Here is a 17,420-nt window from a genome sequence, read left to right as displayed (position 1 = left end):
ATATTCGTGCTACACGGACTGCCCCGGTTCCCGCGACTTGCCCGTCGCGGGAAATCGCTCACTCCTGACCATAGAATTCGGGGCAGGTTCCATGATCCGCAGGGGTGATACGGTGTGTCCGGGCTGAATGTTCGTCGCTTCCCCTGAGGACTGTATCGGGTATTTGCGCACGGTCCGCGGAGCTTCCGCCCACCTCGAGAGTTCGAAGAATTGAAGATAGAAGGCTCGGATATTTCGGTGGGAACAAATCGTTCAGCTCTGTCCACTGCGCAACTCTCGATGTGGACGGCGCAACAGCTTCGGCTCGATACGCCGATCAATATCGCGTTATACGTTGATATTGTCGGCGAAATAGATCTAACGGCGCTGGAAAACGCCAGTACCCAGGCCGGACTGGAATTGGCGTCGGGGTATGTGCGTATCGCTGAGGAGGACGGTGTTCCGTACCAGGTGGTCGACGCCGAATTGAGTGGACGAATCCTCCGGGTCGACATGCGCGATACGGCGGATCCGGAGAAGTCGGCCTACGAGTGGATGCGGCAGGATATCGCTCGTCCGGTGGATGTGGTGGCCGACCGGCTGATCCGGAGCGCGTTCGTGCGTATCGCCGAAACACGCTGGTTCTGGTATGTGCGTGCGCACCATGTCGTCTTGGACGGCTACGGTGCCATGGTCTTGATGCGCAGGACTGCCGAGCGTTATTCGGCATCGGTGTCGGGACGGGAGCTCGAAAGGGTTCGGGTCGGCGATCTGACCGAGCTGGTGACCGCCGATACCGCATATCGGGACAGTAGGCGACGGGAGGCCGATCGGGCGTATTGGATGGACCGGATGGCCGGCTGGGCGCCGGGCCCGGGATTGTCCGGCAGGGTCGGTAAACCTGCCGTCGGCGGACATAATCACAGCGGTGAACTGCGCGCCCGGGACGGCGTGATGCTCGCGGCGTGCGCCGATCGGCTCGGTTGTTCGGATTCGGTACTCATCACGGCCGTATTCGCGGCGTATGTGGCCCGGATGACCGGTGTCAGGGACGTCCTGGTTAATCTCGCGGTGGCAGTCCGGACCTCGGCGGCCGCACGGCGGTCGGCGGGTGTCATGTCCAATCTGGTGCCGCTGCGCCTTTCGATGGATCACACCACAACGATATCCGAATTTGCGGCATACGCTCGGCTCGCCATCCTTGGCGCATTGCGGCATCAAAATTATCGGTACGAGGATATCCGTCGAGAAATCGGTGTCGCGGATGTCGGCATCATCGGCCCATGCGTCAATATAATGCCGTTCCTGGAAGATATTCATTTGGGCGCCGCGGCCGGCCGGCTCCGCCTTCTCTCGACGGGGCTTGTCGAGGATATCAACCTCAATATTCATCATCCGAATACCGGCGGCTGCTATCGAATTGAACTGGAGGCGAATCCGGATCGCTACACGAGTTCCGAAACGCGTGTCCATCACGCACGGTTTCTCGAGTTCCTGCGGTATTTCGTGACCGCCGACGCGCAGGAGCGGGTGTGGGAATTGCCCGTTATGAGCACCGAGGAACGCATCCGCACGCTCGTCGACTGGAACGCCACCGAGGTCGCGGTACCCGCGGTCGTTCTGCCCGATCTGCTGGACAATCGAGTCGCCGCCGCCCCGGCAGGCGTGGCGATCACCGCAGACGGGACCGATCTGACTTACGCCGAGTTCGGAGCGCGGGTGTATCGCCTGGCCCGGCATTTGATATCGGTTGGGGTGGTGCCGGGTTCGCGTGTCGTCCTCGCGATGCGCCGCTCGCTGGACCTCGTCGTCGGCATGTACGCAACCAGCGTGGCCGGCGGAGCCTACGTGCCGATCGACCCGGACCACCCGGCCGACCGCACCCGCGAGCTGCTGCACCTGGCGGACCCGGTCTGTGTGCTGACGACCACCGATGTGACCGTGGCCGAAGGCTATACGGTCGTCGAGACCGACACCCTGGACCTGTCGGGCTACGCCCACGCCCCCGTCGGCGACGATGAACGGCTCGCGCCGATCCACCCGCTCGACACGGCGTATGTGCTGTTCACCTCCGGGTCGACCGGGCAGCCGAAGGGCGTGGCGGTGCCGCACCACGCGGTGGTGAATCAGTTGTCGTGGAAGGTCGCGTATTTCGGCCTCGACCCCACCGATGTCATGCTGGCGAAGACACCGGCGACCTTCGACCTGTCGGTATGGGAATTCTGGTCCGCGACGGCATGCGGAGGCCGCCTGGTCATCGCACCGCCAGGGAGCGAGCGCGATCTGGCCGCGGTCGCGCAACTGCTACGGCAGGAGTCGGTCACCACACTGCACGCGGTGCCCTCGATGCTCGATGTGCTGGCCGGTTCGCTACCGGATTCGCTGCGGCGAGTGCTGACCGGAGGTGAATCCCTCACGGGCGCGCTCGCGCAGCGACTGCGCGCAGGTCACCCGTCCCTCGCGCTGTTTCATCTGTACGGCCCGACCGAGGCCGCGATCGCCGTGACCAGTTACGCGGTCCCCGACGACGACCTGACGTCCGTGCCGATCGGGACTCCGGTATGGAACAGTGCCGTCTACGTGCTCGACGAGCGGCTGCGCCCGGTGCCCACCGGATCCGCCGGTGAGCTGTATCTGTCGGGACGGCAACTGGCGCAGGGATACTGGGGTCGTCCCGACTTGACCGCCGCGCATTTCGTCGCCAACCCGTTCCAGCCGGGCGCCCGCTTGTATCGCACCGGCGACCTGGCCAGGTGGACAGCAGGCGGCACACTCGAGTTCCTCGCCCGTCTCGACTTCCAGGTGAAGATCCGTGGTCTGCGCATCGAGCCGGGCGAGATCGAATATCGACTCAGCGAGCGTACTTCGATCGCGCAGGCCGTGGTATCCGTCGGCACGGCCGATCAATTGGTGGCGTACCTGATTCCGGCCGCGGGCCATCGGATCGACGTGGATGCCCTTCGTGCCGAGTTGGCGGGGGAGTTGCCGGCATATCTGGTGCCCTCGGCCTTCGTGGTGATGGATGCGTTGCCGCTCACCGCGAATGGCAAGCTGGATCGTGCGGCCCTACCGGAGGCGGCGGTCCGGAGCGCGGCGTTCCGAGCGTTCGCGACGCCGCAGGAGGAGATTGTCGCAGGCGTCTTCGCCGCGGTACTCGAGCTCCCCGGTGACCACCTGGTAGGTCGTGACGACGATTTCTTCGCCTTGGGTGGAAACTCGCTGTCCGCCAATCGGGTCGCCGCTCGGCTCGGCGCCGCGCTGGCCACGAGCGTGCCCGTGCGGGCGGTATTCGAAGCATCCACTGTGGCGCGGCTGGCCGCGTGGACGTCCGCACATGACGCCGGCGCCGGTCGGCCGGTGGTAATGGCCCGTCCGCGTCCCGAACGAATTCCCCTGTCCCCGGCGCAACGCCGGATGTGGTTGCTGAACCGGCTCGAAGCGCAGTCGGCGGCGTACGTCGTGCCGATCGCGGTGCGTTTGGTCGGAGAACCGGATGTGCCCGCATTGCGTTCGGCGGTCGGCGATCTGGTGGCAAGGCACGAAGTGATGCGGACCTATTATCCCGAGACGGATGGCGGTCCGACACAGCTGATTCTGCCTGCCGCGGCGGCGCCGGAGCTGGAACTGCGGACGGCCACCCCGGAGTCGATCGACGCCGAGCTGGCGTCTTTGTCCGCTACCGGGTTCGACCTGACCACCGAGGTTCCGGTCCGCCTGGTTCTGTGCGAGATCACCGGAGCCCGACCGGAGTACGTGCTGGCGATGGTCGTGCATCACATCGCGGCCGACGGAGCCTCGATGGTGCCGTTGACCCGCGATCTGATGACGGCATACACGGCACGTTCGGCGGGGTCCGCGCCGTCTTGGCAACCATTGCCGCTGCAGTACGCCGATTTCGCGATGTGGCAGCACGACCTGCTCGGCGATCCGGACGACCCGTCATCCATTGCGCACCAGCAGCTCTCGTACTGGCGGTCGGCCTTGGCGGACCTGCCGGACGGGTTGGATCTGCCGACCGATCGTCCGAGACCGGCGGTGCGGTCGTTCGCTGGTGGCATGCTGGAATTGCGGATCGATACCTCGACGCATGGCGCGCTGGTCGGCTTGGCGCGCTCGGGAAACGCCACGCTGTTCATGGTGTTGCGGACGGCATTCGCGGTGCTGTTGGCGCGGCTGTCCAGCAGCGATGACATCGTGATCGGCACACCGATCGCCGGCCGTGCGGACCCCGTGCTCGATGACGTGATCGGCATGTTCGTCAATACGCTGGTGCTGCGGACCCGGGTGAATCGGGGTGTGGGGTTCCGGGAACTGCTGGCGCGGCAGCGCGAGACCGATCTGCACGCGTTCGCCCACGCGGATGTGCCGTTCGACCGGGTGGTCGAGGCGCTCGACCCGGTGCGTTCAACGGCGCGGCATCCGTTGTTCCAGGTGGGGTTCTCGTTCCAGAACCAGACGCGGCCGACGCTCGAGCTGCCCGGCCTGACGGTAGGTCCCGTCGACATCGATACGGGGACTGCGCAGTTCGATCTGCAGCTGATCGTCGGTGACACCTATGACGAGTCGGGCGCGGTAGCCGGAATCAGCGGTCACCTGAGTTATGCGACCGATCTCTTCGACCGCGACACGGCACAGCGGTTTCTGGATCGATTCGTCCGGTTGATCGAGGGGATCATCGGCGATCCGGACGCGCCCGTCGGGGATCTGGAGATTCTGGGTGACACCGAGCGGGCTCAGGTGCTCCGGCAGTGGAACGACACCGATCGCCGGGTGGACCCCGAGCTGTTGTCGGCCGGCTACGCGCGGACGGTCGCGGCTGACGGGGATCGGGTCGCCCTCGTCCACGAGGGCACAGAACTGACGTACCGCGAGTTCGACCAGCAGGTCAACCGGCTGGCACGACTGCTCATCTCCGTCGGCGTCGGGCCGGAGTCCCTCGTCGGGCTGGCGGTGCGGCGGTCACTGGATCTGGTCGTCGGGATGTACGCGATCATCACCGCGGGCGGTGCGTTCGTACCACTGGATCCCGACCATCCGGCCGAGCGCATCGCGCACGTACTCGACACCACACGACCGGTCTGCGTGCTCGGCACCACCACCGATGACGTCCCGGTGCCCGACGGTACTCCGGTGCTGAACCTGGACGCCCTGGAGCTCGACGGTATCGACGCGGCCCCGGTGCGTGTCGAGGAACTGCTGCGCCCGATCGATCCGGACAACCTGGCATACGTGATCTTCACTTCCGGCTCGACCGGCCGCCCGAAGGGTGTCGCGGTCTCGCACGCGGCGATCCGGAACCAGATCGACTGGATGCTGGCGCACTACCCGCTGCGCGCCGAGGACGTATACCTACAGAAAACGGCGGCCACCTTCGACGTATCGCTCTGGGGCTATCTCATGCCGCTGCGGGCGGGCGCCAAGCTCGTCGTCGCGACACACGACGGGCATCGCGACCTGGCCTACCTCGCGGAAACAATCGCAGCGCAGCGTGTCACGGTGACGGACTTCGTGCCGTCGACGCTCGCGGTATTCGCCGCGCATACCGCGCCGGGCGCCTGCCCGACACTGCGCGAGATATTCGTGATCGGTGAGGCGCTGCCGCCGGAGACAGTGGCAGCGGTGCGCGCGGTGACGGATGCCGCCGTTCACAACCTCTACGGTCCCACCGAGGCCGCTGTGTCGGTAACCTACTGGCCCGCAGTCGATGTCGATCGATCGAGCGTGCCGATCGGTGTGCCGCAGTGGAACACCAGGGTGTACGTGCTGGATTCGCGATTGCGTCCGGTGGCCCCGGGGGTGGCTGGTGAGTTGTATCTAGCCGGTGCTCAGCTGGCGCGCGGATACCTCGGACGCGCGGACCTGACCTCGGAACGGTTCGTCGCCAATCCCTTCGGGCACAGCGAGCGGATGTACCGCACCGGTGACCTGGTTCGCAGGCGTTCGCGAGACGGCCGGGGAGTCCTCGAATACCTGGGGCGCACAGATTTCCAGATCAAGCTCCGAGGCCAGCGCATCGAACTCGGCGAGATCGAGTCGGCGCTGCTTGCCGAGCCCGCGGTGAACCAGGCGGTGGCCGTGGTGGTGGCGTCCGAACTCGGCGATCGGCTGGTCGCCTACGCAGTGCCCGCGCCGGGCGCGGAGATCGACCAGTCGGCACTGCTGCGGGCTGTGCGGCGGACGCTGCCCGCGTACATGGTGCCCGCCACGATAGTGACTCTGACCGAGTTGCCGCTGAACTCCAGCGGAAAGCTGGATCGCTCGGCACTGCCCGTCCCCGCATCGACCACCCGAGCGTTCCGCGCGCCGATGGGTGCGGCGGAGGAAACCATCGCGCTGGTCTACGCCGATGTGCTCGGCCGCGGGCAGGTCGGCGCGGACGATGATTTCTTCGAACTCGGTGGCGACAGCGTCATGTCCATTCACGTGGTGACGCGAGCGCGATCGCGGGGAATCGGGTTGACGGCCAGAGATATCTTCGAGGCAAGGACGGTCGCGGGCGTCGCGCGTCGCGCGACCGGTGTCGAACCCACCGCGGACGCGCGACCGGATGCCGCGCTGTTCCATCCGCAACACCCCGAACTGAATTGTTTCCTGCGCGCCTATCCGCAGCTGTCCGAGGTGTGGCCGGTTGCGCCGCTGCAGTCGGGAATGCTGTTCCACGCGCTGCTCGCCGAGTCCGCGACCGACCCGTACACCATGGGTTTCGCGGTAACTCTGGCCGGAGCGATACATCCAGAGCGGTTACGCGCCGCCGCGCAGGCGCTGCTGGACCGGCACGACAGCCTGCGGGTGGCTTTCGCCGACGACAGCCAGGGTAAGCCGGTGCAGATCGTGCAGGACGGCCTGGAGGTGCCCTGGCGTTTCCACGATTTGTCCGAATGGCCCCCGGAGACGGTCGCCGCGGAACTCGACCGGTTGCGCTCCGATGATCTCACCTACCAGTTCGATCTGCGCACCGCGCCGCTGCTGCGGTTCACGCTGTGCCGCATCCCCGCCCCGACCACGAGCATCGACGATGTCTCGCACCGGCTGCTGGTCACCACCCATCACATCCTCGTCGACGGCTGGTCCCTGCCGCTGCTGATGCGAGATCTGCTGACGCTGTACGCCGACGCCGCCGCGCTGCCCGAGGCGCGCTCCTATCGGGACTATCTGGCCTGGCTGGTCACCCAGGACACCGGACCGGCCGCACTGGCCTGGCGCGCTGCGCTCACCGGAGTCGCCGAGCCGACGCTGCTTGCCCCCGCCGACCAGGCGAGGATGCTGTCCGCCGGCGCCGGGGAGGTCGGTTTCGCGTGGTCGCGGCAGGACACGATGACGCTGTCGCGGTCGGCCGCCCGCCTCGGCGTCACCGTCAACTCCGTGATCCAGGCCGCCTGGGGCCTGGTGATCGGACGAATCCTCGACCGCGGCGATGTTGTCTTCGGCGCAACGGTTTCCGGCCGACCCGCCGCGGTGAACGGGGTGGAGACGATGATCGGGCTGTTCGTCAACACGATCCCTGTCCGGGTGCGACTCGACCCCGCCGAGACCCTCGGCGAGCTGGCGCGCCGGCTACAGGCGGAACAGACCGCACTGCTCGACCACCACTTCCTCGGGCTCGACGACATTCAGCAGGCCGTCGGAGTAGCGAATCTGTTCGACTCGCTGGTGGTGTTCGAGTCGTTCCCGATCGACAGGGAAGGACTCGCGAACGCCGGCGTGGCAGGCGGTGTGACGATCACCGGCATCGAATCGGTGACCGGGACGCACTATCCGGTGACCGTGATGGTGACGCTGGAGGACCGGTTGCAGGTAACCCTAAAGTACCTGCGTGAGCTGTTCGGCGAACCGGAAGCGGCAGCCCTGGCGCGGCGATTGGCTCGGGTCGTCGAACGATTCGCCGCCGATCCGCTGACCACGGTGGGCTCCGTCGACGTGCTGTCCGGGCGCGAACGGGCCGAGTTGGCGGCGGCCAACGACACCGCGGTCCCCGAGCTTCGGGACGAGACGACTCTGCTGACACTGTTCGACGCACAGGTCGCCCGGACTCCGCGCGCACCGGCCGTGCGATGCGGTGCGACGGTATGCACCTACGCCGAACTGGATGCCAGGTCCCGCGCTCTCGCCGCGAGGTTGAGCGGCTTCGGTGTCGGAACCGAAACTCTGGTCGCGGTGGCCATGCGCCGCGGGATCGATTCGGTCATCGCCGTCTACGCGGTACTGCGGGCGGGCGCCGCCTACGTCCCGATTGATCCGGACCATCCGGCCGAGCGCACCGAGCAGGTGCTGACCGACGCCGCACCCCGCTGCGTGCTGACCACCGCCGAGCTCGAATTCCGCACCGCCACGGGCATTCCAGTGGTGGCCGTGGACACCCCGACGCTACCGGACCGGGTAGATTACCCGGCCGACGAGCGGGTGCGCGCGGACAATCTCGCTTACGTGATCTACACCTCGGGCTCGACCGGACGGCCGAAGGGCGTGGCGATCACCCACCGCCAGATGGCCAATCAGCTGCGCTGGGCCCAGCGCAACTATCCGCACGAGGGCTCCGATGTGGTCCTCTACAAGACCCCGATCACCTTCGACATCGCGGCGTGGGAACTGTTCTGGCCGCTACAGACCGGAGCGTCGATCGTGATCGCCGAACCGGACGGACACCGCGACCCCGCGTATCTGGCTCGCACGATCAGTGAATTCTCTGTCACCACGGTACATTTCGTGCCTTCGATGCTGCATGCCCTGCTGGATTACGCGGCCACCGCGCCGCCAGGGGGCGAGTTCACGTCGCTGCGGCGGGTCTTCGCGGCCGGCGAGGAGCTCGCCGGGCCGACGGCGGAGCGGTTCGCCGCGGCAGTGCCGCACGCCGATCTGATCAACTGGTACGGCCCCGCTGAGGCCACGGTGGTCACCTCGCACACGGCCATCGGCGGCGAGTGCGCCACCGTGCCGATCGGACTTCCGGTCGCCAACACCCGGGTACATGTGCTGGATCGGCACCTCCAGCCCGTGCCACCGGGGATGGCAGGCGAACTGTACGTCACGGGTGTGCAGCTGGCCCGCGGCTACCGGAATGCGCCCGGGTTGACCGCGCTACGATTCGTCGCACACGCTGATGGCACGCGGCTCTACCGCACCGGCGATATCGTCCGCTGGCGCCGAGGCGCACTGGAGTACCTCGGCCGCAGCGATTTCCAGGTCAAGCTGCGCGGTCAGCGCATCGAGCTCGGCGAGATCGAGGCCACTCTGCTCCGCCACGATGCGGTCCGGCACGCGGCGGTTTCACTGGTGCGCGGTGGAGTCGCGGACCAGCTCGCCGCGTACGTCGTGCCGAGCGCGAGTGCCACGGTCGACGAACCGACGCTATTGGATCATGTCCGCGCGAGCCTGCCGTCGTACATGGTGCCCGCGGCCGTGGTGATACTGGACGCGCTGCCGTCGACCGTGAGCGGCAAGGTGGATCGAAAGGCGTTGCCCGCGCCGCAATTTCGCGTCCGCGAGTTTCGCGCACCCGCCGCCGCCGTCGAGGTCGTCGTGGCGGGTGTGTTCGCCGATGTACTCGGCGTCGAGCAGGTCGGCGCCGATGACGACTTCTTCGCGCTGGGCGGAAATTCACTGCTGGCCACACAGGTGATATCCCGGATCGGCGCGGCGGTGGACGCGCGAGTACCGGTGCGGACCGTATTCGAAGCGCCCACCGTCGCCGGCCTGGCCGCGGCGGTGCAACAGCGGGCCGGTACGGGCGGACGTCGCGCCCTGGTCGCCGGTCGGCGGCCCGAGGTGCTGCCGTTGTCCTCGGCTCAGCAGCGAATGTGGATCCTGAACGGCTTCGACACCGACTCGGCGCGCTACACCATCCCGGCCGCCGTACGGCTGTCCGGTGATCTCGATCGCACCGCGCTGCACCGGGCCGTCGCGGATGTGATCGCCCGGCACGAACCGCTTCGCACCGTCTACCCCGCACACGAGGGCCGACCGCACCAGGTGATCCTGCCGGTGGACCAGGCGATTCCGGACCTGACCCCCATTCCGGTGCCCGCCGCGGCGCTGCGCGACCGGATCGCCGAGACGGTCGCGACCGGATTCGATCTGTCGACCCAGGTGCCCTTGCGCGCCGAGCTGCTCCAGGTCGCCGAGAGCGAGCACGTCCTGGTGTTCGCGGTGCACCACATCAGCGCCGACGGCTGGTCCATGAGACCGCTCGTCCGTGATCTGACCCTCGCCTACGCCTCCCGGGCGGTCGGCCGCGCACCGGACTGGTCACCGTTGCCGGTGCAGTACGCCGACTTCACTATCTGGCAGCGGGAAATGCTGGGCTCGGAAACCGATCCAGGCAGCCTCGTGCGCACCCAGGCCGACTACTGGCGCACCGCCCTGGCCGGCCTGCCCGTGGAGTTGACTGTGCCCGTTGATCGGCCACGGCCGCAGGTCGGCTCGTTCTCGGGCGGTCACGTGCGATTCGCGCTCGATGGGCAGTTGCGTCATGCGCTGATCGACTTGGCCGAAAAACACGACGCGACGGTGTTCATGGTCGTGCACGCCGCGTTCGCGCTGTTGCTGTCCAGGCTTTCGGGTATGGACGATATCGCCGTCGGTACCGCGGTCGCCGGCCGCGGCGCGCCAGAGCTCGATGATGTCGTCGGCATGTTCGTCAACACGCTGGTGCTGCGGGTGCGGGTGCGGGGAGCGCAGACCTTCGCCGATCTACTCGCCGAGACCAAGGAAACAGACCTGCGGGCGTTCGCGCATGCCGACCTGCCGTTCGATCGGGTTGTCGCGCTGCTCGCGCCGGATCGCTCCACCGGCAGGCATCCGCTGTTCCAGGTGGCGCTGTTATTCGAGAACCTGCCGCGAATCGAGGCGGAACTGCCGGGACTGCGGGCCGAAAGCATAGAAATCGACCTGGACACGGCCAAGTTCGATCTCGCCCTCACCGTCAGGGAGACCAGCGGCGGCGCCGGGCTCGAGGCGGAATTCTCCTTCGCCCGCGACCTTTTCGACGATGACACCGTCACCCTCTTCGCGCGGCGTTTCGCCCGGCTGCTGGCCGCGATCGTGAACTCGCCGCAGCTGCCGGTCGGCGATCTGGCGCTGCTCGACGGCGACGAATATCGGCTGCTCACTCGCGTGCACCGCGACGATGTGATGGCCACCGACCTGCTTCCCGAGCTGCTGACTCGGGGCGCGCGACACCACCCGGACGGGATCGCGGTCCGCTACCGGGGACGATCCATCGGCTATCGGGAGCTGGACGAGCACTCCTCGCGGTTGGCGCGGGTGTTGATCGACCAGGGTGTCGGCCCGGAAAAGGTGGTGGCGCTGGCTTTTCCACGCTCCTGTGAAATGCTGACCGCGTTCTGGGCGGTGGCAAAGGCCGGTGGCGCGCATATGCCGGTGGATCCGAACTATCCGGAAACTCGTATACGGCACATGATCGATGACTCCGGGGCGGTCCTCGGGCTCACCACGCGGCGGCAGCTGGATCGGTTGCCGGGAAATGTGACATGGCTGTCCCTCGATGAGCCGGCCGCGGCGGAGCTGATCGAGGCGCAACCGCCGGATCCGATCACCGATGCCGACCGGATCGCCCCGCTGGCGATGCGCCATCCGGCCTATCTCGTCTACACCTCCGGATCGACCGGCACGCCCAAAGGGGTTGTCGTGACCCATGCGGGAATCGGCGGTCTCGTCGCCACGGCGACGGAGCTGTACCGGCTGCGGTCACGGCACCGGATGCTCCATATATGCTCGCCGAGCTTCGACCCGTCGGTGCTGGAATGGGTGTGCGCGGGCTACACGGGCGCCACCCTGGTCATCGCGCCGCCCGGCCTCATCGGCGGTCAGGAACTGGCCGACCTGATGCGATCCGAGGGTGTGACACACACGATCATCACCCCCGCGCTACTCGGCACCATGGACCCGGCCGAGCTACCGGCCCTGGAGGTGGCATCGGTCGGAGGCGACATCACTACCGCGGACCTGGTGGCGAGATGGGCTCCTGGGCGCAGCTACTTCAATGCCTACGGACCCACCGAGACCACGATCATCTCCACGTACGCCCGATCGACGCCCGGCGGACGCGTCACCGTCGGCACGCCGGTGCACGGCATGTCAGCGCTGCTGCTCGACGGGCGGCTCAATCCAGTGCCGCCGGGGGTCGTGGGCGAGCTCTATCTCGCAGGCGGCGCGCTGGCACGCGGCTACCACAATCGGCCGAGCCTGACCGCGGCCCGCTTCGTCGCCAACCCGTGGAGCGACGAGGGCTCGCGAATGTACCGCACCGGCGACCTCGCGCGCTGGTACGCCGAACCAGGGCAGCAACCGGATGACATCGCGGCGCAGACGGGCAGCCGCTGGAAACTCGACTATCTCGGCCGTTCCGACTTCCAGGTCAAGATCCGCGGAATCCGGGTGGAACTCGGCGAGATCGACGCGGCGCTGCGGTGTCACCCGGACGTCGAATTCGCCGTCACCGTCGGCCGAGACGGCCCCGGGGGCACGACCGTGCCGGTGTCCTATGTGCTCGCGACGCCAGGGCGCACAATCGACACCGGTAACGTGGTCGAGTTCGTGTCCGGAACACTGCCCGCGCACATGGTGCCCGCCGCGATCGAAGTGCTCGGCCGACTACCGCTCACCTCGGTCGGCAAACTCGATCGCGCGAAGTTGCCCGAACCAGCACCGGCCCCGCGTGAGTTCCTGGCACCCGTGGGCGAAGTCGAGACGATCATCGCCGGGGTTTTCGCCGGTGTGCTCGGACTCGAGCGCGTCGGCCGCGCCGAGAACTTCTTCGAGCTCGGCGGCGACAGCCTGATCGCCATGCGGGTCGCGGCCCGGCTCGGCGCGGAATTGGCCACCCGGGTGCCGGTGCGGCTGCTGTGGGAGGCGCCGACCGTCGTCGCGCTGGCCGCCATGGTCGAACACGGCTCGAGCGTCGATATCCGGCCTGCACTGGAGCCGATGCCGCGCCCGGACCGTATTCCACTCTCACCCGCACAGCGACGGATGTGGCTGGTCAACCAGTCCGATCTCGATTCCGCGGCCTACAACATCCCCATCACGGTTCGCTTGACCGGTGAATTGGACATCACGGCGCTGGCGAGCGCGATCGCCGACGTCGTGGCCCGCCACGAGCCGCTGCGCACTCGCTATCCCGAGACCACGGATGGACCCGTACAGCTCGTAGGTCCGGCGCCATCGGACGCCTATCCGCTTTCCGTCATCCCTGTGACCTCCGAGACCGATCTGAACGCCCGGCTGCAGGAGGTCACCGGCGCGGGTTTCGACGTGTCCACCGAAATCCCGGTCCGCGTCGCGCTGTTCCGGTACATCGGCGATACCGGCCAGACCGCGGCGAGCGGCGAGCACGTACTCGCCCTCGTCGCTCACCATATCGCCGTGGACGGGTGGTCGATGGGGCCACTGGCGCGCGATCTGATGGTCGCCTACGCCGCGCGCAGCGCGGGCGCGGCGCCGGCGTGGAACCCGCTGTCGGTGCACTACCGGGACTACACGCAGTGGCACCACGCCCTTCTCGGAGCCGAACGCGACGCCAACTCCCTTGCCGCCGAACAGCTCTCGTTCTGGCGGACGGCATTGGCCGGACTGCCGGAGCAGTCGGGATTCCCCGCCGACCGGCGTCGGCCCCCCGTGCCGACCGACGCAGGCGCTGCCCTCGAATTCGGTATCACCGCCGCCACGGCGTCGCGCCTGCGTTTCCTGGCACGCGATCACGACACGACGGTGTTCATGATCCTGCACACCGCTTTGGCAGTGCTGCTGGCCCGGCTGGCGGCCGTCGAGGACGTGGCAATCGGCGTGCCGGTCGCCGGACGTGGCGAAGCCGCGCTGGACGATCTGGTGGGAATGTTCGTCAACACCCTCATCCTGCGCACTCGGGTCGATCCGGCGGAATCGTTCACCGCCTTGCTCGCTCGCCGAACCCGCACCGACTCAGCGGCGTTCGCGCATGCCGACATTCCGATGGATCGGGTAGTGCATTCGGTGCGCGGCCCAGGCGCGTCACCGCCGTTCCGGGTGGCGCTGGCATATCAGAACCTGCCCGAGGCCATCTTCGAACTACCCGGACTGCGGATGACCGCGCTGGAGGTCCCGGTCCGAGCGTCGATGTTCGATCTCACCGTCACTGTCGTCGATACTCCGTCCGACAGCGAGTTTCGCGGCCGGATGACCTATGCCACCGATATTTTCGACGAGCGCACGGTCCGCGACATCGCGGATCGCTTCGGGCAGGTGCTCGCGGAGGTGGTCGCCGACCCCGACATCACCGTCGGTGATATCGACCTGCTCCTGGTACCGGAGCGCGCCGAGCCGCAGTCCGGCCACGCCGGTGGGGCCGAGGCGACCGATGCCACCCTGGTCGATCTGTTCGACGCCGTCGTGGCCGCACATCCGCAGGCGATCGCCGTCCGGGCGGGTGCGACGGCACTGACCTACGCTGAGCTGGCCGGGCGTGCCGACCCGCTGGCCGAACATCTGCTCCGGGCGGGCGCCGGTCCGGACACCGTGGTGGCAGTCGCCGTGGAACGCACCGCGCAACTGCCTGTCGCGCTGCTCGCGGTGCTGCGATCGGGCGCCGGCTATCTTCCGATCGACCCGTCCGCACCGAGCGAACGACTGGAATTCGTGTTGGCGGACGCGTCCGCCGCCATCGTGCTCACGACGGCCGAGCTGGCCGCGCGATTGCCGGTCGGCGACCGGACGGTGCTGCTGATCGACGTCGCCGGTGAACCCGTCACCGCGGGCACACCGGGTCGCGCGCCAGCACGTGCCGACAACCTCGCCTACCTCATCTACACCTCCGGATCCACCGGAACTCCCAAGGGCGTCGCCGTGACACACCGCAACGCGGTGCAGCTGTTCCGGAATACCCTGCCGCTGTTCGATATCGGGAAAACCGATGTGTGGACGGTATTCCATTCCCTCGCCTTCGACTTCGCGGTATGGGAGTTGTGGGGAGCCCTGCTCTCCGGCGCAACGGCGGTCATCATCGACCATCTGACATCGCGGTCGCCAGATCTGCTGTGGGACTTGCTGGTTCGCGAGCGGGTGAGCGTGCTGTGCCAGACGCCGACGGCGTTCCGTCAGTTGATCGAAGCCGACCGCGCAGCCGGGACGAGCTCGGCGCTCGCGCTGCGGTATGTCATCTTCGGCGGCGAAGCCTTGGATATGGGCATGCTCGGTGACTGGTACGACCGGCATCCCGGACCACACCCGAGGCTGGTCAACATGTACGGAATCACCGAGACCACAGTGCATGTGACGTGGCGCGAACTCGATCGTGGCACCGTCGACACTCGGACGGTGGGCAGCCCCATCGGTGCCGCGCTGCCCGGCCTTCGCACGCACATCTTGGATTCCCGGTTGCGGAGGGCTCCGGAAGGCAGCACCGGTGAGCTCTATCCGGCTGGCACACAGATCGCGCGCGGCTACCGCTGTCGCCCGGGACTCACGGCGACCCGGTTCGTCGCCGATCCCTACGGACCACCGGGATCACGCATGTACCGCTCGGGTGACCTGGGGCGGTGGTGGCGCGGCGAACTGCACTATCTGGGTCGCGGCGACCAACAGGTGCAGCTGCGCGGGTTCCGGATCGAACCGGGGGAGATCGAGGCTGCGCTGACCCGGTGCGCGGACGGCGCGGATGCTCGTGTCATCGTTCGCGACGGCCGCCTCCTCGCCTACCTGCGTGACACCGACGCGGCCGTCGTCGCGGACCTGCCGCGCCGACTGTCCGGGTACTTGCCGGAGTACATGATGCCCGCGGCGATCACCCGCATCGATCGCTGGCCGCTGACGGTGAACGGCAAGCTCGATGTACATGCCCTTCCGGCACCTGATTTCGGCGCCGTGTCGACCGGCAGGGCGCCACGCGACGAACGGGAAGCGGCACTGGCTGCCGCGTTCGCCGACGTGCTCGGCCTGCCTTCCATCGGTATCGATGACGATTTCTTCCGCATGGGCGGAGATTCGGTGAGCGCGGTTCGGCTGCGCTCGCGGGCGCGCACTGTTCTCGCTGCGGAGATCTCCATGCGGGAGATCTTCCAGGCGCGCACGGTCGCCGCGCTCGCCGCGCTGTCACCTCGCCCGGCCCGACTGCCCACTCGCGCCGATGTCGTCCGTCCCGACACCGTTGCGCTGTCGTTCGCACAGCTGCGACTGGCCGAGCTGAACGAGCGTGAGCGCACCGAGCCCGGCCCCGGCCGCGCCTACACGTTGCTGTTGCGGCTGACCGAACCGGTGGGACCGGACACGGTACGCGCCGCTCTCATCGATTTGACCACCCGCCACGAGGTTCTGCGCACGGTATTTCCCGGATATCAGGACATTCGGGCGGTCGGCTCGATCGACTTCACCGCTTCGACCACCAGCGATATCTCGGCAACCGTGCGGGCCTGTCTCGCGCGCCCCTTCGATCTGCGAACCGACCTGCCCTTGCGGGTCCGCATGTATTCGGGTTCCGACGGCGCGACCCGGCTATTGATCGTCCTGCACCACATCGCCGCGGACGGCTGGTCCATCGCCCCCCTGGTTCACGACCTCGCCACCGCCCTGCTGACCCGGCATGCCGGGTCCCAACCCGACTGGGAGCCCCTGCCGATTCAATACGCGGAACACGCGGTGTGGCAACGGAACCTGGTCACCGGGCCGGGGCGTGCCGAGTTCGACCGACAGCTGACCTATTGGACCTCGGCCCTTGCTGGATTACCAACGGCCGCACCAGTACTGGAACGTCGTGCCGCCGCGCAACCGTACGCCGATTCGCGGGCCATCTATCTCGACCCACACCGATACCGGCGCCTACAGGACACCGCCACGCGCTACGACACCAGCGTCTTCACCCTCGTCCATGCCGCCTTCGTACTGGCGCTGCAACAGTCCGGTTTCGGAGATGACATCGCCATCTGCGCCCCCACGGCAGGCCGCACGGAAACCGGCCTCGAACCCGCGGTGGGCAGGTTCACCAACTTCTTGGTCTTACGCAGCGACCTCGTCCGGCATCGAGACCTTCCGGAACTGCTGTCCGAACTCGGACGCGTCCGCGTCGAAGCCTTGGACAACCAGGACATCCCCTTCGAGTTCCTTACCGAGACGCTAGGAATCGGCGACCGACTACGCATCCGGCTGGCCTTCCAGAACATCCCCACTGCGGACCTGCACCGCTGTGGCCTACCCGCGGAATGGGAGCCGGTCACCGCACCCGTCCCCACCGATTTCGAGCTGTCACTGATCCTGTCGGAGCAGAAGAACGACGACGGGCGCCCACAGGCATTGTTCGGCATGCTGGAGTACGCAGCCGATATTGTCGATGCCGCGACAGTCGAACACGTGGCGACCGAGTTCGACACGACGCTGGACCGGTTCTGATTGCGAGCGGCGCGTCGCTACCGTTCGCGATGGCGACCCGACGGTCCGCCGGTGATCGCCGCCCGTCGGCG

General features: G+C 67.4%; 1 protein-coding gene. It reads left to right on the top strand.

The window, feature by feature from the left end; genetic code table 11:
• Positions 1-237: 237 nt before the first annotated feature.
• Positions 238-17,349 (top strand): amino acid adenylation domain-containing protein, encoded by a 17,112-nt coding sequence (locus ABZS43_RS23960; RefSeq protein WP_355038178.1) that lies wholly within the window; start codon positions 238-240, stop codon positions 17,347-17,349.
• The last annotated feature ends 71 nt before the right edge of the window (positions 17,350-17,420 follow it).

The sequence above is a fragment of the Nocardia sp. NPDC005366 genome (assembly GCF_040606855.1).
In the GTDB taxonomy this organism is placed as follows: Bacteria; Actinomycetota; Actinomycetes; order Mycobacteriales; family Mycobacteriaceae; genus Nocardia.
Note: the sequence above shows the minus strand (reverse complement) of the source record. Positions and strands in the feature narration are given on the sequence as shown.